At 46.9% G+C, this 22,133-nt stretch carries 20 protein-coding genes, 1 tRNA gene and 1 pseudogene; 16 read left to right on the top strand and 6 right to left on the bottom strand.

All coding sequences use genetic code 11. The features are described 5' to 3' along the window. Positions 1-38: 38 nt before the first annotated feature. Positions 39-440, top strand: a complete 402-nt coding sequence (gene crl / locus C1P89_RS14205) for a sigma factor-binding protein Crl (RefSeq protein ID WP_000174677.1) — start codon at positions 39-41, stop codon at positions 438-440. Between the two features lie 38 nt (positions 441-478). Here crl and phoE read toward each other — a convergent pair whose 3' ends face one another. Continuing rightward, positions 479-1,534, bottom strand: a complete 1,056-nt coding sequence (phoE, locus tag C1P89_RS14200; RefSeq protein WP_000749863.1) for a phosphoporin PhoE — start codon at positions 1,532-1,534, stop codon at positions 479-481. A 287-nt stretch (positions 1,535-1,821) separates the two neighbouring features. Between phoE and proB the strand changes: the two genes are divergently transcribed. The 8 genes and pseudogenes from proB to C1P89_RS14155 all read left to right on the top strand — a co-directional run. Continuing rightward, complete coding sequence (gene proB, locus C1P89_RS14195) at positions 1,822-2,925, top strand: glutamate 5-kinase (RefSeq protein WP_001285288.1); 1,104 nt, start codon at positions 1,822-1,824, stop codon at positions 2,923-2,925. Positions 2,926-2,936: 11 nt separating this feature from the next. Then, positions 2,937-4,190: a glutamate-5-semialdehyde dehydrogenase gene (gene proA / locus C1P89_RS14190; protein ID WP_000893278.1), complete on the top strand. Its 1,254-nt coding sequence runs from the start codon at positions 2,937-2,939 to the stop codon at positions 4,188-4,190. A gap of 114 nt (positions 4,191-4,304) precedes the next feature. Next, positions 4,305-4,380: transfer RNA gene (locus tag C1P89_RS14185), tRNA-Thr, on the top strand. Positions 4,381-4,985: 605 nt separating this feature from the next. Next, complete coding sequence (locus C1P89_RS26000) at positions 4,986-5,144, top strand: hypothetical protein (RefSeq protein ID WP_000788777.1); 159 nt, start codon at positions 4,986-4,988, stop codon at positions 5,142-5,144. 1,623 nt (positions 5,145-6,767) lie between these two features. Beyond that, positions 6,768-7,799 (top strand): IS630-like element IS630 family transposase, encoded by a 1,032-nt coding sequence (locus C1P89_RS14170; RefSeq protein ID WP_005136263.1) that lies wholly within the window; start codon positions 6,768-6,770, stop codon positions 7,797-7,799. Positions 7,800-8,049: 250 nt separating this feature from the next. Continuing rightward, positions 8,050-8,747, top strand: a protein-coding gene (locus C1P89_RS14165) for an IS1-like element IS1A family transposase (RefSeq protein WP_094096600.1) whose coding sequence is annotated in 2 segments (ribosomal slippage) — positions 8,050-8,299 and positions 8,299-8,747 — 699 coding nt in all. Because the reading frame shifts where the segments join, the coding sequence is not laid out codon by codon here. 94 nt (positions 8,748-8,841) lie between these two features. Then, a protein-coding gene (locus C1P89_RS14160; protein WP_094096600.1) for an IS1-like element IS1A family transposase occupies positions 8,842-9,539 on the top strand; the annotation gives its coding sequence in 2 pieces (ribosomal slippage) (positions 8,842-9,091 and positions 9,091-9,539; 699 coding nt in all). Positions 9,540-9,555: 16 nt separating this feature from the next. Next, a pseudogene (locus C1P89_RS14155) lies at positions 9,556-10,257 on the top strand (hypothetical protein); the annotation flags it as partial. Positions 10,258-10,302: 45 nt separating this feature from the next. On the opposite strand, the gene C1P89_RS14150 reads toward C1P89_RS14155, so the two are convergent. Then, positions 10,303-11,459, bottom strand: a protein-coding gene (locus C1P89_RS14150; protein ID WP_087879964.1) for an IS3-like element IS600 family transposase whose coding sequence is annotated in 2 segments (ribosomal slippage) — positions 10,303-11,210 and positions 11,210-11,459 — 1,158 coding nt in all. Because the reading frame shifts where the segments join, the coding sequence is not laid out codon by codon here. 38 nt (positions 11,460-11,497) lie between these two features. Between C1P89_RS14150 and C1P89_RS14145 the strand changes: the two genes are divergently transcribed. From C1P89_RS14145 to C1P89_RS14135, 3 genes are all read left to right on the top strand, one after another. Further along, positions 11,498-11,779 carry a hypothetical protein gene (locus C1P89_RS14145; RefSeq protein WP_014333975.1) on the top strand — a complete coding sequence of 94 codons (282 nt, stop codon included), beginning with the start codon at positions 11,498-11,500 and terminating at the stop codon, positions 11,777-11,779. 88 nt (positions 11,780-11,867) lie between these two features. Continuing rightward, positions 11,868-13,096 (top strand): IS3-like element IS2 family transposase gene (locus tag C1P89_RS14140; protein WP_088895425.1). Its coding sequence is split into 2 segments (ribosomal slippage): positions 11,868-12,183 and positions 12,183-13,096, totalling 1,230 coding nucleotides; the frame shifts between segments, so codons are not numbered across the junction. A 260-nt stretch (positions 13,097-13,356) separates the two neighbouring features. Beyond that, positions 13,357-14,226, top strand: coding sequence for an aldo/keto reductase (locus tag C1P89_RS14135; protein ID WP_005140939.1), 870 nt, complete (start codon positions 13,357-13,359; stop codon positions 14,224-14,226). 159 nt (positions 14,227-14,385) lie between these two features. Here the strand turns inward: C1P89_RS14135 and rclC are convergent, their stop codons facing one another. From rclC to rclA, 3 genes are all read right to left on the bottom strand, one after another. After that, positions 14,386-14,979, bottom strand: a complete 594-nt coding sequence (gene rclC, locus C1P89_RS14130) for a reactive chlorine species resistance protein RclC (RefSeq protein ID WP_005140940.1) — start codon at positions 14,977-14,979, stop codon at positions 14,386-14,388. Positions 14,980-14,990: 11 nt separating this feature from the next. Beyond that, complete coding sequence (gene rclB / locus C1P89_RS14125) at positions 14,991-15,227, bottom strand: reactive chlorine resistance periplasmic protein RclB (RefSeq protein ID WP_000474092.1); 237 nt, start codon at positions 15,225-15,227, stop codon at positions 14,991-14,993. 108 nt (positions 15,228-15,335) lie between these two features. Continuing rightward, positions 15,336-16,661, bottom strand: a complete 1,326-nt coding sequence (rclA, locus tag C1P89_RS14120) for a reactive chlorine resistance oxidoreductase RclA (protein ID WP_001046304.1) — start codon at positions 16,659-16,661, stop codon at positions 15,336-15,338. A gap of 225 nt (positions 16,662-16,886) precedes the next feature. Between rclA and rclR the strand changes: the two genes are divergently transcribed. The 4 genes from rclR (at position 16,887) to C1P89_RS14100 (ending at position 21,114) form a co-directional block, all read left to right on the top strand. Beyond that, the gene (gene rclR / locus C1P89_RS14115) at positions 16,887-17,741 is read left to right on the top strand and encodes a reactive chlorine-specific transcriptional regulator RclR (protein ID WP_000339611.1); all 855 of its coding nucleotides are present in this window, start codon (positions 16,887-16,889) and stop codon (positions 17,739-17,741) included. Between the two features lie 527 nt (positions 17,742-18,268). Further along, positions 18,269-18,988 (top strand): (Fe-S)-binding protein, encoded by a 720-nt coding sequence (locus tag C1P89_RS14110; RefSeq protein WP_001102119.1) that lies wholly within the window; start codon positions 18,269-18,271, stop codon positions 18,986-18,988. 10 nt (positions 18,989-18,998) lie between these two features. Then, positions 18,999-20,426, top strand: coding sequence for a LutB/LldF family L-lactate oxidation iron-sulfur protein (locus C1P89_RS14105; protein ID WP_000023907.1), 1,428 nt, complete (start codon positions 18,999-19,001; stop codon positions 20,424-20,426). Then, complete coding sequence (locus C1P89_RS14100) at positions 20,419-21,114, top strand: LutC/YkgG family protein (protein WP_000370405.1); 696 nt, start codon at positions 20,419-20,421, stop codon at positions 21,112-21,114. Before C1P89_RS14105 ends, C1P89_RS14100 begins: the two co-directional genes overlap by 8 nt. A 242-nt stretch (positions 21,115-21,356) precedes the next feature. Here C1P89_RS14100 and ykgH read toward each other — a convergent pair whose 3' ends face one another. Beyond that, a complete protein-coding gene (ykgH, locus tag C1P89_RS14095; RefSeq protein WP_000003137.1) occupies positions 21,357-22,025 on the bottom strand; it encodes a protein YkgH in 669 nt (222 codons plus the stop codon). Between the last annotated feature and the right edge of the window lie 108 nt (positions 22,026-22,133).

Here is a 22,133-nt window from a genome sequence, read left to right as displayed (position 1 = left end):
AATTTGGTAAAACAGTTGCATCACAACAGGAGATTGCAATGACGTTACCGAGTGGACACCCGAAGAGCAGATTGATCAAAAAATTTACCGCACTAGGCCCGTATATTCGTGAAGGTAAGTGCGAAGATAATCGATTCTTTTTCGATTGTCTGGCTGTATGCGTCAACGTGAAACCGGCACCGGAAGTGCGTGAGTTCTGGGGCTGGTGGATGGAGCTTGAAGCGCAGGAATCCCGTTTTACCTACAGTTACCAGTTTGGTCTGTTCGATAAAGCAGGCGACTGGAAGAGTGTTCCGGTAAAAGACACTGAAGTGGTTGAACGACTGGAGCACACCCTACGTGAGTTTCACGAGAAGCTGCGTGAACTGCTGACGACGCTGAATCTGAAGCTGGAACCGGCGGATGATTTTCGTGATGAACCGGTGAAGTTAACGGCGTGAGTGAAATGTGCCGGATGTATCACATCCGGCAATATCCATTAAAACTGATAGGTCATGCCAACCGCGACAATATCATCATTATTAATATTCAATTTGTTATCGCTATCCAGTTGGTTGATTTTATAATCAACAAACGCTGACATATTTTTGTTGAAATAATACGTAGCACCGACGTCGATATAATTGACCAGATCTTCATCACCGATACCTTCAATATCTTTCCCTTTCGATAAGACATAACCCAGCGATGGACGCAGACCAAAGTCAAACTGGTATTGAGCGACCGCTTCAAAGTTCTGTGTCTTATTGGCAAAGCCGCCAGTTATTGGCGTCATTTTGCGTGTTTCAGAATAGAAAGTTGCCAGATAAATATTATTGGCATCGTATTTCAGACCTGTTGCCCATGCTTCTGCACGCTTGCCTGTGCCACGGCTTTGCAGGTTCTGCTCGTTGGTGCGATCTGAGTTGGTATAGGCCCCACTAATGGCGAAATCGCTGCCGCCAAAGTCATATGTCAATGACGTGCCGAAGCCATCGCCGTTTTGCTTTTTAACGTCGCGGTTTTCGTTTTTCCCTTGATATTGCAGGGTTAAGTTCAGGCCATCGATAACGCCGAAGAAGTCGGTGTTCCGATACGTCGCCAGACCGCTGGCGCGTTTGGTCATAAAGTTGTCGGTCTGCGCCGAGGAATCGCCACCAAATTCCGGGAACATATCGGTCCAGGCTTCCACGTCATACAACGCGCCCAGGTTACGACCATAATCGAAAGAACCCAAATCTTTATATTTCAACCCGGCAAAAGCGAGACGCGTTTTCTGCTGTGCAGTATCACTCTCCGCTTTATTTCCGGCAAACTCCGCTTCCCACCGACCATAACCAGTCAGTTGATCGTTAATTTGTGTTTCACCTTTAAAACCAAAACGGATATAACTCTGGTCGCCATCTTTACTGGCGTTATCACTCATATAATGCATGGCTTTAACTTTGCCATAGACATCCAGTTTATTACCGTCTTTATTATATATTTCTGCAGCCTGTACAGATGCAGATGCCACAATGCCCATCACCACTAATGCCAGAGTGCTCTTTTTCATTTTCATTCCTGATTTTAATTAACGCGCGAATATTCAGCGGGAGAGCCCCGTTGAAAACAGGAAAGTTTTTAACCTGAGATTGTTAAAGATATATTACAGATTAATAATATTCTTAAAATGTGGTAATTTATTAAATCTGTAATAAAAGCGTAAACAACTGCCGCTAGGCTTGCTGATCCCGCGCAACAAAACGCCATGCTTTGCTCGCAGATGGTTGGCAACCGACGACAGTCCTGCTAAAACGTTCGTTTGATATCATTTTTCCTAAAATTGAATGGCAGAGAATCATGAGTGACAGCCAGACGCTGGTGGTAAAACTCGGCACCAGTGTGCTAACAGGCGGATCGCGCCGTCTGAACCGTGCCCATATTGTTGAACTTGTTCGCCAGTGCGCGCAGTTACATGCCGCCGGGCATCGGATTGTTATTGTGACGTCGGGCGCGATCGCCGCCGGACGTGAGCACCTGGGTTACCCGGAACTGCCAGCGACTATCGCCTCGAAACAACTGCTGGCAGCGGTAGGGCAGAGTCGACTGATTCAACTGTGGGAACAGCTGTTTTCGATTTATGGCATTCACGTCGGGCAAATGCTGCTGACCCGTGCTGATATGGAAGACCGTGAACGCTTCCTGAACGCCCGCGACACCCTGCGTGCGTTGCTCGATAACAATATCGTTCCGGTAATCAATGAGAACGATGCTGTCGCTACGGCAGAGATTAAAGTCGGCGATAACGATAACCTTTCTGCGCTGGCGGCGATTCTGGCGGGTGCCGATAAACTGTTGCTGCTGACCGATCAAAAAGGTTTGTATACCGCTGACCCGCGCAGCAATCCGCAGGCAGAACTGATTAAAGATGTTTACGGCATTGATGACGCACTGCGCGCGATTGCCGGTGACAGCGTTTCAGGCCTCGGAACTGGCGGCATGAGTACCAAATTGCAGGCCGCTGACGTGGCTTGCCGTGCGGGTATCGACACCATTATTGCCGCGGGCAGCAAGCCGGGCGTTATTGGTGATGTGATGGAAGGCATTTCCGTCGGTACGCTGTTCCATGCCCAGGCGACTCCGCTTGAAAACCGTAAACGCTGGATTTTCGGTGCGCCGCCGGCGGGTGAAATCACGGTAGATGAAGGGGCAACTGCCGCCATTCTGGAACGCGGCAGCTCCCTGTTGCCGAAAGGCATTAAAAGCGTGACTGGCAATTTCTCGCGTGGTGAAGTCATCCGCATTTGCAACCTCGAAGGCCGCGATATCGCCCACGGCGTCAGTCGTTACAACAGCGATGCATTACGCCGTATTGCCGGACACCACTCGCAAGAAATTGATGCAATACTGGGATATGAATACGGCCCGGTTGCCGTTCACCGTGATGACATGATTACCCGTTAAGGAGCTGGCCGATGCTGGAACAAATGGGCATTGCTGCGAAGCAAGCCTCGTATAAATTAGCGCAACTCTCCAGCCGCGAAAAAAATCGCGTGCTGGAAAAAATCGCCGATGAACTGGAAGCACAAAGCGAAATCATCCTCAACGCTAACGCCCAGGATGTTGCTGACGCGCGAGCCAATGGCCTTAGCGAAGCGATGCTTGACCGTCTGGCACTGACGCCCGCACGGCTGAAAGGCATTGCCGACGATGTACGTCAGGTGTGCAACCTCGCCGATCCGGTGGGGCAGGTAATCGATGGCGGCGTACTGGACAGCGGCCTGCGTCTTGAGCGTCGTCGCGTACCGCTGGGGGTTATTGGCGTGATTTATGAAGCGCGCCCGAACGTGACGGTTGATGTCGCTTCGCTGTGCCTGAAAACCGGTAATGCGGTGATCCTGCGCGGTGGCAAAGAAACGTGTCGCACTAACGCTGCAACGGTGGCGGTGATTCAGGACGCCCTGAAATCCTGCGGCTTACCGGCGGGTGCCGTGCAGGCGATTGATAATCCTGACCGTGCGCTGGTCAGTGAAATGCTGCGTATGGATAAATACATCGACATGCTGATCCCGCGTGGTGGCGCTGGTTTGCATAAACTGTGCCGTGAACAGTCGACAATCCCGGTGATCACAGGTGGTATAGGCGTATGCCATATTTACGTTGATGAAAGTGTAGAGATCGCTGAAGCATTAAAAGTGATCGTCAACGCGAAAACTCAGCGTCCGAGCACATGTAATACGGTTGAAACGTTGCTGGTGAATAAAAACATCGCCGATAGCTTCCTGCCCGCATTAAGCAAACAAATGGCGGAAAGCGGCGTGACATTACACGCAGATGCAGCTGCACTGGCGCAGTTGCAGGCAGGCCCTGCGAAGGTGGTTGCTGTTAAAGCCGAAGAGTATGACGATGAGTTTCTGTCATTAGATTTGAACGTCAAAATCGTCAGCGATCTTGACGATGCCATCGCCCATATTCGTGAACACGGCACACAACACTCCGATGCGATCCTGACCCGCGATATGCGCAACGCCCAGCGTTTTGTTAACGAAGTGGATTCGTCCGCTGTTTACGTTAACGCCTCTACGCGTTTTACCGACGGCGGCCAGTTTGGTCTGGGTGCGGAAGTGGCGGTAAGCACACAAAAACTCCACGCGCGTGGCCCAATGGGGCTGGAAGCACTGACCACTTACAAGTGGATCGGCATTGGTGATTACACCATTCGTGCGTAAATAAAACCGGGTGATGCAAAAGTAGCCATTTGATTCACAAGGCCATTGACGCATCGCCCGGTTAGTTTTAACCTTGTCCACCGTGATTCACGTTCGTGAACATGTCCTTTCAGGGCCGATATAGCTCAGTTGGTAGAGCAGCGCATTCGTAATGCGAAGGTCGTAGGTTCGACTCCTATTATCGGCACCATTAAGAAAATTAATAACTTAGCTTAACTTCTCTAAGAAATTGTATCTTCTGTTATCACTTACAAACGCCTATACGTTGTTATGGGCTTTGGTAGTGTAACACGTATGGGCGAGTAGTTCCCAGGCTCAACCTCGTAACAAGTTCCTTTGAAGCTGGAAGACGTGCCACCGTCTCTAAACCTTCTACCAAAACTCTTAGCAAGATGTTCCACACCTGGCGCGGTGTCCAATGATGCTACACGTCGTGAGACGTTGCAGAGGATAAACAGGCTAAATGATGGGAAGAGTTTTAAGTGCAATAGTGGATTAAAGCCCACCTCTTCAAAACCTAACTTGATCGGGAAAGAATCAAGCTCTAGCACGGTTTCGTCCACCGGAGTACAACGGGTGCCTGATAAGAGAAGAACTGCTAAGACTTCATAGCTTTTGTGAAAAAGCCCTTTTTAGTGGATACGCCTACGGCGCTTATTTTTTGGTATAACCATCAAAGGCGCTTTATGGCTCCTATTGTCTTGAAAATGTATCTTTACTTGTATTGTGTTTTATGCGTAGTCTCCCTGTGTAGTATGTAACTTGTTAATTTTCATATGAATACAGAGGCACACGATGAAAAACATTGCAGCAATCAAACGTAATAACCGCAAGATTCACGCTCGTAAGTTCCTGTCTACGCCAGAAGGAAAAGCCTGGCTAGAGCGTAAACAGAGAGAGAACGAAGAAAGAAAACTCCTTAGTGAGTTGAAATGGCTTAGAGAGGATTTCTGAAAATCTCCAGAACGCAACAGGACGCATTCTAACGCTGTTTTCATTACTCGGTATAGGGATAGGTGATGTGTGTTTAATGCGTCTGTGCGCTTGTTTTGTGCCTTATTTTGCATTTTCATAATGCGGAAGAGAACACGGAAAACCTTAAAATTAATTATTGGGGTATTTAAGGCTATTTTCAGGTGATTTAAGGGTATTAAACTTGATTAAAATATAAACAGATAATTATGTATCTTATTGATTTATAAGGTTATTTTTAAGTAAAGGTAAATAAAAAATAAATAGCCATAAATAGCTATAAATACATCTTAATACCTATATCCCTTCCCTTATGGCTAGATTGCGAGAGGTGCTTAACGCGATTTTCAGCGCCCCCCGATCTGGAAAATCCAGAATCCCCAAATATCAGCAAGGAATTTTCTTGCGTAATCAACATCGTTTTTACCTATTAAATCATTACACAGAAAGCCTTTCTGTAATGTCTCTCACTAAACTTTCACTAAACACGAGAATGATCGGTTTTATGTCGGATCAGATGCTAGAAACAGCACCACGTCTCACAAGGGCTGTAAGCGATGAAACCAGTGTTTATGCGGGTGCAGGTCAAAATATAGGCCAAAATCCACTTAACATAATAAATGTTATATGTGCTAAGGAACACATATAACGCCTTGAATTGATGTATCAGGGGAAAAGTGATGGATTTTTTACGTAGGAGCACGAAAGGGCTTCTATTGACTTTTGTATGCTATGAAATATAATTAAAGTTTTTTGTTTTTATTGTGTGATGTGGTGGGTTACACAGGGGAATAGATTAAATGGTGTTCTGTTTATACAGGTTTATTTGTTAGATCAACAATTTGGCATTTCTAAACAGATGTTTGAACGTTGCCAAATGTCTTGACAACACAAGAAAAGGGCTTGCTATGCCAGGCATTACACGAAATAAGGCTATAAAAACAAAATAAATTTTAAAATTTGCACAAACGAGAAACTCGTTCAGAAACAAGCAGAACAATTTTTAGCCAACAATTTCTGATGGTGCTCTGTAAGCCGCATTACACAAGGCTTTGCGAAAGTGATGTAAAAGTGAAGAAAGTAAGAATTGAACTTTTAAGCTACTTTTCATTGGATTTTTTAGTAGGGAATTACACAGGGAATAGAGAGCATTATTCTATGATTTACACAGGGAATATAGGGGGATTATGGCACACACATAGAAAGACATTACACAGAGTGCTATGTGACAAATGGATGTAACGAGAGGTTACATTCATTTATCTGAAATGCTCTCTGTAAGAAAGTTGGTAGTAACGATATGTTACATAGACTAATTATTGAATGTAACGATATTACACATCGGTAGTAACGATACGTTACATCGGAAGATGATTGGATGTAACGGTAGCTCACAGTGAACTAGGGGTAGGTCATAGTGAACTACCCCCACAGAATTCTGTTACCCCTATCAAGTCTGATACCCCTATCAAAACTGATACCCGATAAGTATAAATAACACCTAAATAGCTGCGCGGAATAGTAGATCACTTTGAGGGAACTTAGCCCGGATTGTGCGATCTGATCAATCGCCAAATCAAAACAAATCACCAACCGGACTGAGCAATGCCGATCATAGCACCAATTTCCCGTGACGAACGACGCCTGATGCAGAAAGCCATCCATAAAACACACGATAAAAATTATGCCCGCAGACTGACTGCCATGCTGATGCTGCACCGGGGCGACCGTGTCAGCGACGTTGCCAGAACGCTCTGCTGCGCCCGTTCCTCTGTTGGACGCTGGATTAACTGGTTCACGCAGTCGGGTGTTGAGGGACTGAAATCATTACCTGCCGGGCGTGCCCGTCGCTGGCCGTTTGAGCATATCTGCACACTGTTACGTGAGCTGGTAAAACATTCTCCCGGCGACTTTGGCTACCAGCGTTCACGCTGGAGTACAGAACTGCTGGCAATAAAAATCAATGAGATAACCGGTTGCCAGTTAAATGCCGGAACCGTTCGCCGCTGGTTGCCGTCTGCGGGGATTGTGTGGCGAAGGGCTGCGCCAACTCTGCGTATCCGTGACCCGCATAAAGATGAAAAGATGGCAGCAATCCATAAAGCACTGGACGAATGCAGCGCAGAGCATCCGGTCTTTTATGAAGATGAAGTGGATATCCATCTTAATCCCAAAATCGGTGCGGACTGGCAACTGCGCGGACAGCAAAAACGGGTGGTCACGCCGGGACAGAATGAAAAATATTATCTGGCCGGAGCGCTGCACAGCGGGACAGGTAAAGTCAGCTGTGTGGGCGGCAACAGCAAAAGTTCGGCGCTGTTCATCAGCCTGCTGAAGCGGCTTAAAGCGACATACCGTCGGGCGAAAACCATCACGCTGATCGTGGACAACTACATTATCCACAAAAGCCGGGAAACACAGAGCTGGCTGAAGGAGAACCCGAAGTTCAGGGTCATTTATCAGCCGGTTTACTCGCCATGGGTGAATCATGTTGAACGGCTATGGCAGGCACTTCACGACACAATAACGCGTAATCATCAGTGCAGCTCAATGTGGCAACTGTTGAAAAAAGTTCGCCATTTTATGGAAACCGTCAGCCCATTCCCCGGAGGCAAACATGGGCTGGCAAAAGTGTAGCGGTATTAAGCGCAGCTATTTAGGAAATGATTTCCGATCTATTTAGGAAGTAACCTAGGAAGTGGTTTCCTACCTACTTAGGAAATGACTTCCACCAATACTATAATTAAATACTATAAATAATATTCTTTATACTATATAGGTCACTGTGAACTAGGGGGGTAGTTCACTATGAGCTAGGGGTAGGTCACTGTGGGTGATGCTGCCAACTTACTGATTTAGTGTATGATGGTGTTTTTGAGGTGCTCCAGTGGCTTCTGTTTCTATCAGCTGTCCCTCCTGTTCAGCTACTGACGGGGTGGTGCGTAACGGCAAAAGCACTGCCGGACATCAGCGCTATCTCTGCTCTCACTGCCGTAAAACATGGCAACTGCAGTTCACTTACACCGCTTCTCAACCCGGTACGCACCAGAAAATCATTGATATGGCCATGAATGGCGTTGGATGCCGGGCAACTGCACGCATTATGGGCGTTGGCCTCAACACGATTTTACGTCACTTAAAAAACTCAGGCCGCAGTCGGTAACCTCGCGCATACAGCCGGGCAGTGACGTCATCGTCTGCGCGGAAATGGACGAACAGTGGGGCTATGTCGGGGCTAAATCGCGCCAGCGCTGGCTGTTTTACGCGTATGACAGTCTCCGGAAGACGGTTGTTGCGCACGTATTCGGTGAACGCACTATGGCGACGCTGGGGCGTCTTATGAGCCTGCTGTCACCCTTTGACGTGGTGATATGGATGACGGATGGCTGGCCGCTGTATGAATCCCGCCTGAAGGGAAAGCTGCACGTAATCAGCAAGCGATATACGCAGCGAATTGAGCGGCATAACCTGAATCTGAGGCAGCACCTGGCACGGCTGGGACGGAAGTCGCTGTCGTTCTCAAAATCGGTGGAGCTGCATGACAAAGTCATCGGGCATTATCTGAACATAAAACACTATCAATAAGTTGGAGTCATTACCCACAAAGCGAAGTAGACAAGATTGGGTGATGCTGCCAACTTACTGATTTAGTGTATGATGGTGTTTTTGAGGTGCTCCAGTGGCTTCTGTTTCTATCAGCTGTCCCTCCTGTTCAGCTACTGACGGGGTGGTGCGTAACGGCAAAAGCACTGCCGGACATCAGCGCTATCTCTGCTCTCACTGCCGTAAAACATGGCAACTGCAGTTCACTTACACCGCTTCTCAACCCGGTACGCACCAGAAAATCATTGATATGGCCATGAATGGCGTTGGATGCCGGGCAACTGCACGCATTATGGGCGTTGGCCTCAACACGATTTTACGTCACTTAAAAAACTCAGGCCGCAGTCGGTAACCTCGCGCATACAGCCGGGCAGTGACGTCATCGTCTGCGCGGAAATGGACGAACAGTGGGGCTATGTCGGGGCTAAATCGCGCCAGCGCTGGCTGTTTTACGCGTATGACAGTCTCCGGAAGACGGTTGTTGCGCACGTATTCGGTGAACGCACTATGGCGACGCTGGGGCGTCTTATGAGCCTGCTGTCACCCTTTGACGTGGTGATATGGATGACGGATGGCTGGCCGCTGTATGAATCCCGCCTGAAGGGAAAGCTGCACGTAATCAGCAAGCGATATACGCAGCGAATTGAGCGGCATAACCTGAATTTGAGGCAGCACCTGGCACGGCTGGGACGGAAGTCGCTGTCGTTCTCAAAATCGGTGGAGCTGCATGACAAAGTCATCGGGCATTATCTGAACATAAAACACTATCAATAAGTTGGAGTCATTACCCAAGATTGCTCAACAGAAAGCTAAAACAGAAAAGCAGAATCAAAGAGCACAAGCTGCCGCAGCAAGAGCACAGGCAAGGCAACAGCAACAAATAGCAGCACGTAAAGAGAAAGCAGAATTAAAACTCCTTGATGTATCAAGCTCTATCAGTGCAATGCACCGTCTCTCTGTAGCGGAACAATACAAAGCTATTGCACAGGCTAGAGAGATAGCAAAACAATATGAGCAAGGGGCTATCAGCCTGGCGCGTATGAATAGTCAGATGAAACGCCTACAACAGCAACAACGTAAGATTAATGGCAACAGAAAAGCTCAATTTGCCCCCGTTAAGGGAGGATCAGGGAATTCCGCCACGATGGGCGCTCTGTTATTTGGAGGCGCTACGGCTGCTGCTGGCGTGATGGCTGTTAGTAAAACCTCTGAATTTATGGCTAACAGCTTTGCTAATGCTGAAACAGAAGGGGAGCTAATCCAACGTGCAAGGCTTGGTGGAGTTGATTACAACTTACTTAATAATCTTGAGCGTTGGGCGTATGACAACGGGATCGATAGCCTCCAGGGTGATCCGGGACGCAGAAAAATACTAGATGCCATCGGTAAAGATGTAAAGGAACGCGCTACCAAAAGCTATGACGAGGCTGAATATGTAGTTGATAAGAAAACAGGGAAAGGCATATGGAAGGGCGGTGATTCTGGTATTAACACTGAGGTGTACTGGCAATAGCGGACACTACCATTTGTTCTTTTTTTAAGCAGCCATCTGATGATATTTTTCCCTGAAGGCTGCCGGGGAGATATTCCCCAGACGAGAGTGACGACGCTGACGATTGTAGAAAATCTCAATGTATTCCCGTATTACTGAGATGGCTTCATCCCGGTTATTAAAACGATAGTGGCTCAGGCTCTCATTTTTCAGCGTTCCCCAGAAGCTTTCCATCGGAGCGTTGTCGTAACAGTTACCTTTACGCGACATTGATGTTTTCAGACCAGACTGCTCCTGTATGACCCGGTAATCGTATGCGCAGTACTGTGAACCTCGATCAGAGTGGTGGATTAGCCCGGCAGGTGGGCGCTGGCTCCTGAGCGCCATAAACAGGGCTTTACCTGTCAGCTCTTTTGTCATGCGCTCTCCCATGGCGTAGCCGACAATTTCGCACGTATAAACATCTTTGATGCCAGCGAGGTACAACCATCCCTCCTGTGTGGCAACATACGTCAGGTCCGCCACCCAGACCTGATTTGGTGCTGTAGGAGCGAACGTCTGGTTCAGCAGATTTGGCGCAACTGGCAGATTGTGGTTCGAGTTCGTAGTCGCTCTGAACTTGCGTTTCTGCTTACAGCGTAGCCTTAGCTCCTTACGAAGACGTGCCAGTCGGTCACGACCAACGATGATGCCATTCTCTGCCAGCTCCGTCTGGAGCCGCCGGGTTCCATATGTTTCGCGAGTGCGGATATGTGCCACCTTAATCTCCAGTTTTAGCCGCTCATCACTTTGTTTTCTGTCTGAGGGTTCATGCTGTACCCAGTTGTAATAACCGCTCCTGGATACACCAAATACCTGACACATCGCTTCAATGGGAAATTGTTGTCGCCATTGTTCGATTAACGCGTATTTTTCAGCGACTCCTGTGCAAAATACGCTGTTGCTTTTTTTAATATATCTCGCTCAAGGCGAGCTTCATTTAACGCCTTACGCAGTTGCAGAATTTCAGATTCCAGTTCAGCCACCGTGCGGGAACCAGGAGTACCGAGCCCTTTTCTGGCGGCGGTAACCCATTGTCCTAAAGTGCCTTCAGGAAGAGATAATCGGGAAGCGCCTTCACTGATCGAAAGTTGATTTTCAAGAACCGTTCTGACAGCTTCGGCTTTGAACTCTTTAGAGTAACGTTGGGTTTTTCTGCTCATTATTAGCTCCTTCTGATGCCATTCTATTTCAGGAAGGAGTGTCCGTTAAACTCAGGCTACCTCACACTTTAATGAATGAAGGATTCTTAACTAAAAAGGATTTGAAAGACTTTGCCAATAACTCTGCTGGTTTAATTTCAAAAGCTGTCAACGGAATGGTGAAAAAGGGCTATACCGACGCACAGATCGGTAGTCGTCTGGAAGATTTAGCGGACGACCTCCTCTTAACTTCTAAATATTGGCAAAGATCAGCCAGAGAGGTGCAGGCAAGCATTACCCAGCAAAAAGCCGCCGGACAATGGCTAACAGAAACACAGTAGACTGGCCCCCTGAATCTCCAGACAACCAGTATCACTTAAATAAGTGATAGTCTTAATACTAGTTTTTAGACTAGTCATTGGAGTACAGATGATTGATGTCTTAGGGCCGGAGAAACGCAGACGGCGTACCACACAGGAAAAGATCGCAATTGTTCAGCAGAGCTTTGAACCGGGGATGACGGTCTCCCTCGTTGCCCGGCAACATGGTGTAGCAGCCAGCCAGTTATTTCTCTGGCGTAAGCAATACCAGGAAGGAAGTCTTACTGCTGTCGCCGCCGGAGAACAGGTTGTTCCTGCCTCTGAACTTGCTGCCGCCATGAAGCAGATTAAAGAACTCCAGCGCCTGCTCGGCAAGAAAACGATGGAAAATGAACTCCTCAAAGAAGCCGTTGAATATGGACGGGCAAAAAAGTGGATAGCGCACGCGCCCTTATTGCCCGGGGATGGGGAGTAAGCTTAGTCAGCCGTTGTCTCCGGGTGTCGCGTGCGCAGTTGCACGTCATTCTCAGACGAACCGATGACTGGATGGATGGCCGCCGCAGTCGTCACACTGATGATACGGATGTGCTTCTCCGTATACACCATGTTATCGGAGAGCTGCCCACGTATGGTTATCGTCGGGTATGGGCGCTGCTTCGCAGACAGGCAGAACTTGATGGTATGCCTGCGATCAATGCCAAACGTGTTTACCGGATCATGCGCCAGAATGCGCTGTTGCTTGAGCGAAAACCTGCTGTACCGCCATCGAAACGGGCACATACAGGCAGAGTGGCCGTGAAAGAAAGCAATCAGCGATGGTGCTCTGACGGGTTCGAGTTCTGCTGTGATAACGGAGAGAGACTGCGTGTCACGTTCGCGCTGGACTGCTGTGATCGTGAGGCACTGCACTGGGCGGTGACTACCGGCGGCTTCAACAGTGAAACAGTACAGGACGTCATGCTGGGAGCGGTGGAACGCCGCTTCGGCAACGATCTTCCGTCGTCTCCAGTGGAGTGGCTGACGGATAATGGTTCATGCTACCGGGCTAATGAAACACGCCAGTTCGCCCGGATGTTGGGACTTGAACCGAAGAACACGGCGGTGCGGAGTCCGGAGAGTAACGGAATAGCAGAGAGCTTCGTGAAAACGATAAAGCGTGACTACATCAGTATCATGCCCAAACCAGACGGGTTAACGGCAGCAAAGAACCTTGCAGAGGCGTTCGAGCATTATAACGAATGGCATCCGCATAGTGCGCTGGGTTATCGCTCGCCACGGGAATATCTGCGGCAGCGGGCTTGTAATGGGTTAAGTGATAACAGATGTCTGGAAATATAGGGGCAAATCCATCACATTCTCCATTAATTCTTCGTGATATCGCACATTTTCGTTATGCCCAGGGCCCTAAGTGTATCAAAAACAGCAAGGTCGAAGGCAAAAGCACTGGTAGCGTCTGCTTCGTTGTCCCCGAAAATAGAGAGGTTTCAGTCCTACATTATTAATGAATTTTTTGCATAAGTGATATCAAAATCCACATACTAATTTGAGGTTATGTTTTAACGTAGACTCATTGTTCATGCCTAATGGAGGGACTGACAGTGGAATTTTCCGTATTAAGTAACAATCTGAAAATGCCGATGATGGGATTTGGTGTTTTTCAGGTTACCGATAAAAACGTGTGCAAACAGTCAGTGTTGAACGCTATCCGCACGGGTTATCGACTCATCGACACTGCAGCGGTATACGGTAATGAAGATGCCGTCGGTGAAGCCGTTCGTGAAGCTATATCTGAAGGTTTATGTACCCGAGATGAGTTATTTATAACGTCTAAATTGTGGGGGCAGGATATGTTGAATCAGGATACGGCAGCAGCAGGTATTGAAGCATCATTAAAAAAATCGGGACTAGAGTACTTCGACCTCTATTTATTGCACCAGGCTATGCGCGATTATTTCAGTGTGTGGCGTGCACTCGAAGATGCCTATGAAGAGGGCAAATTAAAAGCAATTGGGGTTTCCAATTTCTATCCTCATGTTCTGGCGAACTTTTGTGAAACGGTAAGAGTTAAACCGATGGTCAACCAGGTCGAGTTGCATCCCTATTTTGCCCAACCAGAGGCGCTGGCAACCATGAAGTATTATAACGTGCAGCCTGAAGCATGGGCTCCGTTAGGTGGTGGACGACATAAACCCTTTGAAAATAATCTGCTTCAGAGTATTGCAGATGCCCATCAAAAATCGATTTCTCAAGTCATTCTGCGTTGGAATATTCAACGGGGAGTGGTCGTTATTCCGAAATCGACACATCAACAGCGTATCGAAGAAAATTTTGCTATCTGGGATTTCTCACTGACAGAGAAAGAAATGGCACAAATTAGTTCGCTTGATTTGGGTTATGTTGGGGAGTCGGTAAAACATTTTAATCCTGAATTTGTTCGTGGTTGTCTTGCTGTAAAAATACATGATTGATATTAATCATATATTTTACCTGAGACGACAAGAATCTTTTAACAGGGGAGTGATATTGATCTTCACTCTGTCATATCTCCGGTAATATGGCGTCAGGCTTCATCATCAGAAAGGGGGCCTGACGCCTGAAAAAGTGAACAACAGACAGTGTTCGGATTATCAATATTCAGTTTTTAACGTTGAACTGGATTCATTACTGCGTTGTTTAAGAATTTCCCGCGCCGAATCTGCCATTATCATGACAGCACCTGCCAGCATCAGAGTATCTTTCAATACCAAGCGACCAGCACCGGATAAATAAGGGAAACCATGATGAGCGTCACCCAATGCGGGTACCCATGCCTCCGGGGTGGTGATTAAAAATGAGAGTGTTACCAGCGGCGTGGTATATGCCATCAGTCCTCCCAATAAACCTAACCAGCGATTGACAGGATTAGCCAAAACCAGCAGAGCAATAATCACCTCCACGACGCCAAGACCGTTGGAAAAACCATAGGTATTATTGGCCGATTGCCATGCCCTTGCTTCTGGTTTGTATTCGCCTTCGTGAGTCAGATACTGTTTATAGTCTTCCGGGTGTTCATAAAAGAACGACATTAGTGGACTGTTTGCGACGAATGGTGTAATGCTGTCTGCCTCGTAAGGGACAAACTTTAATAACCCAATCCACATAAAAACAATCGCAATACTCAGACGAATCAATGACAGGCCAATTTTATCTCCCCGACTTAACAGGTGCAGGTATTTTTCCATTGTGAACATCCTTATTTATACAATACTGCTGTTGCGGTTGAATTATTATCAATTCGCATCGATGTGACTTTCCAGGATGAAGCATTATATTTTCTGGCTATATCAGCAATGGTATCCTCCAGAACTGTCGGTGATGCTGATACTGACGAGACGCTGATATGTTTCAGAATTATTTTATCATCTGCATTGGTGGAAAATTCCATAACGCCAGATAATAGTGTTGCAAATAAAACAGATTTTTTAAACATATAAAATACCATCAATGAAGTGATTAAGAAGTTATAGAGTAACAGAGAATTAATAAGATTCTTTTCTCTGAGACGCCAGAATATTTGTTCTGGCGTCTGATTTTGAGTTTATTTGACTAATGAAAATAGATCATTGAGTGATTCGCTCATCGACGGATGAGTAAATATCTGATCGCGTAATATGCTATAAGGCAGCCCGGCATCCATCACCATTTTCACTATATTGATCATCTCGTGGGAGTCAACACACAGCAGTGATGCCCCTAATATACGTTGGGTTTTATTATCAACAATCGCTTTTAATACCCCACGAGTATCATTCATCACTCTGGCACGCGGAATTGCAGCTACAGGCAATGTCACCACCTGAATATCAGCACCACTCTCTCTGGCCTGTTCTTCTGTCATACCAACCCTGGACAGTGGCGGTGTCATGAATACGGAATAAGGCACATTTTTCCGATCATCAGTACTACGTCTGCCTTCTCCCAGCAACTCATCACGCACAATGCGGTAATCATCCAGTGAAATATAAGTAAATTGCAGCCCGCCGGTAACATCTCCCATCGCCCAAATATTGTCTGCGGTGGTATGTAATTGCTTGTCAACGACAATTGCCCCGCGCTCGTTTACTGCGATACCGGCATTTTCTGGATGTAACGAAGCGGTAGCCGGTTGACGACCGGAAGCTATTAACAGTGCATCCACCGCCAGTTGGGCGTGCTCGCTATGCACTTGCACTTGATTTTCATGGTGACTGATTCGCTCCACATGGGCATTGAGGATAATATCGACGCCCTGATCGCGTAAAATCGTCGCGATATTATCAGCAATATCCCGATCTTCCCGAGGCAAAAACAGCGAAGCTGCTTCTAAAATGGTTACCTTGCTGCCAAAATTAGCGAACATAGAGGCGAACTCAACGCCAATATATCCGCCGCCCAAAATACCTAAATGCCCAGGCAATTCTTTTAGATTAAGTAATCCGGTGCTGTCATATACACCAGGCGTGGTGGTAATTCCAGGAATTGGCGGAACCACGGTTTGTGCACCGGTATTAATAAAAATTTTCTCGCCATGAATTTCCAGATTTCCCTCAGGCCGATGAACACGCAGGCTATGATTATTGATAAACTCCGCCTGGCCGTCGATCACGTCGATATTGGGCATATCCGCAAGATTATGAAAATTCTTATTACGTAAAAAATTAACCACTTCATTTTTACGCTGTATGGCACGGACAAAATCTGTGTGCTGCTGTGCGTCATGAACCAATGTTTTGGTTGGGATGCAGCCGATATTAATACAGGTCCCGCCATACATTGCATTTGATTGTTCGATGAGAGCCACTCGCCAACCTGCTTTTGCCAGCGTGACGGCTAATGTTTTTCCAGCCTTGCCAAAACCAATAATAACTGCCTGATATTTATTCATGATGATTTCCTGTCGAAACACGTTCATTTGACATCATGACTATAGACGCAAAAGAGCAAATACCATTTCTTCACAACGCTTGATATTTTGTCTTATCGTCTGGTATTTTCTTTTTCTTAATCAGAATCACAAAACAAAAATCATGATTAACCATTTGATGGTATTAGATTAGTTATTTACTAAGATTGTTGGTGTTTGTAATCAAAAACCACTCAGGAGTCTGATATGGATGCCCTTAGCCGTTTGTTGATGCTTAACGCTCCACAAGGAACGATCGATAAGAATTGCGTGTTAGGAAGTGACTGGCAGCTTCAACATGGTGCCGGGGAATTATCGGTTATTCGTTGGCATGCGTTAACGCAAGGAGCGGCGAAGCTGGAAATGCCGACGGGAGAGATTTTTACATTACGCCCGGGAAATGTGGTCCTGCTACCACAAAATTCAGCTCATCGCCTGAGTCATGTCGATAATGAATCGACCTGTATTGTCTGCGGCACTCTTCGGTTGCAACATTCGGCGCGTTATTTTTTAACGTCTTTGCCGGAAACGCTGTTTTTAGCACCGGTTAACCACAGCGTGGAATATAACTGGCTGAGGGAGGCGATCCCGTTTTTACAACAGGAATCCAGATCGGCGATGCCGGGAGTGGATGCACTGTGTAGCCAGATCTGCGCTACATTCTTTACCCTCGCGGTGCGTGAGTGGATTGCACAGGTTAATACAGAGAAAAACATTCTCAGTTTGCTTCTGCATCCACGTCTTGGTGCGGTAATACAGCAAATGCTGGAAATGCCAGGACACGCCTGGACCGTCGAATCGCTGGCCAGCATCGCCCACATGTCTCGGGCAAGTTTTGCCCAGCTTTTCCGTGATGTTTCCGGAACCACGCCGCTGGCTGTATTAACAAAGTTGCGTCTACAAATAGCGGCCCAGATGTTTTCCCGGGAAATGCTCCCTGTTGTGGTGATCGCTGAGTCAGTAGGCTATGCCAGTGAATCATCTTTTCACAAGGCGTTTGTCCGCGAGTTTGGTTGTACTCCGGGAGAATATCGGGAAAGGGTCAGACAGCTTGCACCCTGAATAAAACCGCCAGAAATCAGGGCAAAGATAATCCGCATTCCGGGAGTTGTGAGCCTTTCAACTATTTCTATTTCCAACGGTGGTTTGGGCTTTATATATTTTTTTCTGATGGACTCTAGCTCAGTTTTTAAATAAAAATGCAAACTAAATTGCTTCAATTAAATAAAACCCCGACTATTACTTGATACGTGATTATTGTCGGTGATTTTTTTGTACACCATCAGTGTATATCTCAATAACCCCTGAATAAGTAGCTCTGAATAGGTATAAGGGATGTAGCCTTTTTAAATGGATTTCTTATGCCAAAAATGAACGTCGATTTCCCCATAAAATGTGAGCGATGCCGAAAGAAATAAAATTAGTTATTGCATTTGAAGTTTGGATGAAAGATTATCATTTGTCACACAAATGAGGGGTGGTATGTTGCTAGCCAATTAAAAAAGAACGCCATATTTATTGATGATTGATCCCCCGGAAGGAGGGGAACCATCGGGCATAAATGGGCATGAAGTAATGGAGTATTAGTTGTGAATGTCAATTTCTTTGTCACCTGTATTGGTGACGCCCTGAAATCAAGAATGGCACGAGACTCCGTGCTGCTACTGGAAAAACTCGGCTGTCGCGTAAATTTCCCGGAGAAACAGGGATGCTGCGGTCAGCCTGCGATCAATAGCGGTTATATCAAAGAAGCGATTCCAGGGATGAAAAATCTGATCGCCGCACTGGAGGATAACGACGATCCCATTATTTCACCGGCTGGCTCTTGCACCTATGCCGTAAAAAGTTACCCGACGTATCTGGCGGATGAACCCGAATGGGCATCACGTGCCGAAAAGGTTGCCGCGCGTATGCAGGATCTCACCTCTTTTATTGTTAATAAATTAGGGGTAGTCGATGTAGGTGCCAGTTTGCAAGGGAGAGCTGTGTATCACCCATCTTGTAGCCTGGCCCGTAAGCTGGGAGTGAAGGACGAGCCACTTACGCTGCTGAAAAATGTGCGTGGACTGGAGCTGTTGACCTTTGCTGAACAGGATACCTGCTGCGGATTTGGCGGCACGTTCTCGGTCAAAATGGCCGAAATATCCGGCGAGATGGTGAAAGAAAAGGTTGTGCACCTGATGGAAGTCCGCCCTGAGTATTTAATTGGTGCTGACGTGAGTTGCCTGCTGAACATCAGTGGGCGATTACAACGGGAAGGGCAGAAAGTCAAAGTGATGCATATTGCTGAAGTGTTGATGAGCCGCTGAGGATATAAAGATGTCGATCAAAACCAGTAATACAGATTTTAAGACACGCATCCGTCAGCAAATTGAAGATCCGATCATGCGCAAAGCGGTGGCAAACGCGCAGCAGCGTATTGGGGCAAATCGGCAAAAAATGGTCGATGAATTGGGGCACTGGGAGGAGTGGCGCGATCGGGCCGCCCAGATACGTGATCATGTTCTGAGTAATCTCGACGCTTATCTGTACCAGCTCTCAGAAAAAGTGACGCAAAACGGCGGTCACGTCTGGTTTGCAAAAACCAAAGAAGACGCTACCCGCTACATTTTACAGGTTGCCCAACGCAAAAATGCCCGGAAGGTGGTGAAATCTAAATCGATGGTGACCGAAGAGATTGGTGTCAATCATGTGTTGCAGGATGCTGGCATTCAGGTGATTGAAACCGATCTGGGTGAATATATTCTCCAGCTGGATCAAGATCCGCCATCTCATGTTGTGGTCCCGGCAATTCATAAAGATCGCCATCAGATCCGTCGAGTGCTACACGAACGTCTGGGCTATGAGGGGCCGGAAACGCCTGAAGCGATGACCTTATTCATCCGGCAAAAAATCCGCGAAGATTTCCTCAGTGCTGAAATAGGTATTACCGGCTGTAATTTCGCGGTGGCAGAGACAGGTTCGGTATGCCTAGTGACCAATGAAGGTAATGCGCGAATGTGTACCACGCTGCCTAAAACGCATATTGCAGTGATGGGAATGGAGCGTATTGCCCCCACGTTTGCCGAGGTAGATGTATTGATCACCATGCTGGCGCGCAGTGCCGTTGGTGCACGTTTGACGGGATACAACACCTGGCTGACAGGACCGCGCGAAGCGGGGCACGTTGATGGTCCTGAAGAGTTTCATCTGGTTATTGTCGATAACGGGCGTTCTGAGGTGCTGGCCTCTGAATTTCGGGATGTGCTGCGCTGTATTCGCTGCGGGGCTTGTATGAATACTTGTCCGGCATATCGCCATATTGGCGGTCATGGATATGGCTCTATTTATCCAGGGCCAATTGGTGCGGTGATTTCTCCGCTACTTGGCGGCTATAAAGATTTTAAAGATTTACCCTACGCCTGCTCTTTATGCACTGCTTGTGACAGCGTGTGTCCGGTGCGTATTCCGCTGTCAAAACTGATTTTGCGTCATCGTCGGGTGATGGCTGAAAAAGGGATCACCGCAAAAGCAGAGCAACGGGCGATAAAAATGTTCGCTTATGCCAATAGTCATCCAGGATTGTGGAAAGTCGGGATGATGGCCGGCGCTCATGCGGCAAGCTGGTTTATCAATGGCGGCAAAACACCACTCAAATTTGGCGCGATTAGCGACTGGATGGAAGCACGCGATCTTCCTGAAGCTGACGGAGAGAGTTTCCGTAGTTGGTTTAAGAAACATCAGGCGCAGGAGAAAAAGAATGGATAATCGGAGCGAATTTTTGAATAACGTTGCTCAGGCACTGGGTCGCCCGCTGCGACTTGAACCGCAAGCAGAAGATGCGCCGCTTAACAACTATGCTAACGAGCGGCTTACCCAACTTAACCAACAGCAGCGCTGTGACGCGTTTATTCAGTTTGCCAGCGATGTTATGTTGACGCGCTGTGAGCTGACCAGCGAGGCGAAGGCGGCAGAAGCTGCAATACGTCTGTGTAAAGAGCTGGGAGATCAGTCGGTCGTGATTAGCGGTGACACGAGGCTGGAGGAATTGGGGATTAGTGAACGTTTGCAGCAGGAATGCAATGCCGTTGTTTGGGATCCGGCGAAAGGTGCCGAGAATATCTCGCAGGCAGAGCAGGCTAAAGTGGGTGTCGTGTATGCTGAATATGGTTTAACCGAATCGGGAGGCGTGGTTCTTTTTTCCGCCGTCGAGCGCGGGCGTTCATTGAGCCTGCTCCCGGAATCTTCTCTTTTTATCCTGCGTAAAAGCACAATCCTGCCGCGTGTAGCGCAACTCGCAGAAAAATTGCATCAGAAAGCGCAGGCCGGTGAACGAATGCCGTCATGTATTAACATCATCAGTGGTCCCAGCTCAACGGCGGATATTGAGCTTATCAAAGTCGTCGGGGTTCATGGTCCGGTGAAAGCGGTGTATCTGATTATTGAGGATTGCTGAGAGAGATATGAGATCTGAACATAAACCTGAAGAAGGCATACGAGGTTGAAAATAGCGTTAAGGACAACCTGACTTAACCCCGTTCCGTCATGGTTATGCTGCTCTTCTGTAAATATCCTGGCATTAGTAATGCCAGGATATTTACAGTGAAAAAGACAGGCATCCATTCCTGAAAACGGGTTCCCTTCCCGGTCATTGTCACTTCAGCTTTATACAGGCACTCTCTATCAGAATGCTGTTTATTACTGCCCAGAGTTTTGTTGGTATTCATCTACCATTTTTTTGACAAGGCAAAACATTACAGAAATTACAATGCTTAGAAAAAATCCCAGAGCCAGGCAAATGGCAGCAGGGTATTTATTTTTTATTTCTGGTGAGCTTATAGTTACACAGCCATCACCGTTCGGATACAATGACCAGTTCCTGGTCAGGTATATCATTTTTGTATAAAGCTCACTGTTAATTGCTGAAGGTATTTGTATCTCATCGAGAACTTGCCTGCCATTATGGTATTCTGACGCATACCATTTGATAATAGACGCCTGCACGCGAGATATTTCCGCTTCAGCAGTTGGTAAATCTCTCTTATCTCCTGACCATTCCAGCTTTATTTCTCTGTTCTTGACATCTGGGCTGGTGTGAAAAAATGTAGTAATTCGCTGTATAACATCTTCAGTCATTGTGGTCTGACAGGCAAAGTTATTATTGCTATCACAGTTAACAAGTATGCCTGGTGTTGTCTGGTTTATTTTTAGGCTGTAACTCACTTTTATATTATCTTTATTGACATACAGAAATAAAAGCACCATTGCCATACAGATAGCTATAATAAAAAGGATAACACGAATCTTTTTCTTCAGATAAAATAAAATCTCAATCAGATCGATATCCTGTTTGATTTGTTCACTCATAATATATCCAGAAAATAAAATCTGCCGCAGATAAGGTTGTATTAATAGTCTGTATCAGGAATGTTCGGGGTAAATATCAGCAAAAAACCAGCATCATGAATACTGGAT

The organism is Shigella sonnei (assembly GCF_002950395.1).
GTDB lineage: Bacteria > Pseudomonadota > Gammaproteobacteria > Enterobacterales > Enterobacteriaceae > ECMA0423.
This window is presented reverse-complemented; position numbering and strand designations above follow the sequence as displayed.

Excerpts from the sequence above, each read along its gene's own strand:
- crl (WP_000174677.1), top strand. The coding sequence starts at position 39 with ATGACGTTACCGAGTGGACACCCGAAGAGCAGATTGATCAAAAAATTT.
- phoE (WP_000749863.1), bottom strand. The coding sequence starts at position 1,534 with ATGAAAAAGAGCACTCTGGCATTAGTGGTGATGGGCATTGTGGCATCT.
- proB (WP_001285288.1), top strand. The coding sequence starts at position 1,822 with ATGAGTGACAGCCAGACGCTGGTGGTAAAACTCGGCACCAGTGTGCTA.
- proA (WP_000893278.1), top strand. The coding sequence starts at position 2,937 with ATGCTGGAACAAATGGGCATTGCTGCGAAGCAAGCCTCGTATAAATTA.
- C1P89_RS26000 (WP_000788777.1), top strand. The coding sequence starts at position 4,986 with ATGAAAAACATTGCAGCAATCAAACGTAATAACCGCAAGATTCACGCT.
- C1P89_RS14170 (WP_005136263.1), top strand. The coding sequence starts at position 6,768 with ATGCCGATCATAGCACCAATTTCCCGTGACGAACGACGCCTGATGCAG.
- rclC (WP_005140940.1), bottom strand. The coding sequence starts at position 14,979 with ATGGAAAAATACCTGCACCTGTTAAGTCGGGGAGATAAAATTGGCCTG.
- rclB (WP_000474092.1), bottom strand. The coding sequence starts at position 15,227 with ATGTTTAAAAAATCTGTTTTATTTGCAACACTATTATCTGGCGTTATG.
- rclA (WP_001046304.1), bottom strand. The coding sequence starts at position 16,661 with ATGAATAAATATCAGGCAGTTATTATTGGTTTTGGCAAGGCTGGAAAA.
- rclR (WP_000339611.1), top strand. The coding sequence starts at position 16,887 with ATGGATGCCCTTAGCCGTTTGTTGATGCTTAACGCTCCACAAGGAACG.
- C1P89_RS14105 (WP_000023907.1), top strand. The coding sequence starts at position 18,999 with ATGTCGATCAAAACCAGTAATACAGATTTTAAGACACGCATCCGTCAG.
- C1P89_RS14100 (WP_000370405.1), top strand. The coding sequence starts at position 20,419 with ATGGATAATCGGAGCGAATTTTTGAATAACGTTGCTCAGGCACTGGGT.
- ykgH (WP_000003137.1), bottom strand. The coding sequence starts at position 22,025 with ATGAGTGAACAAATCAAACAGGATATCGATCTGATTGAGATTTTATTT.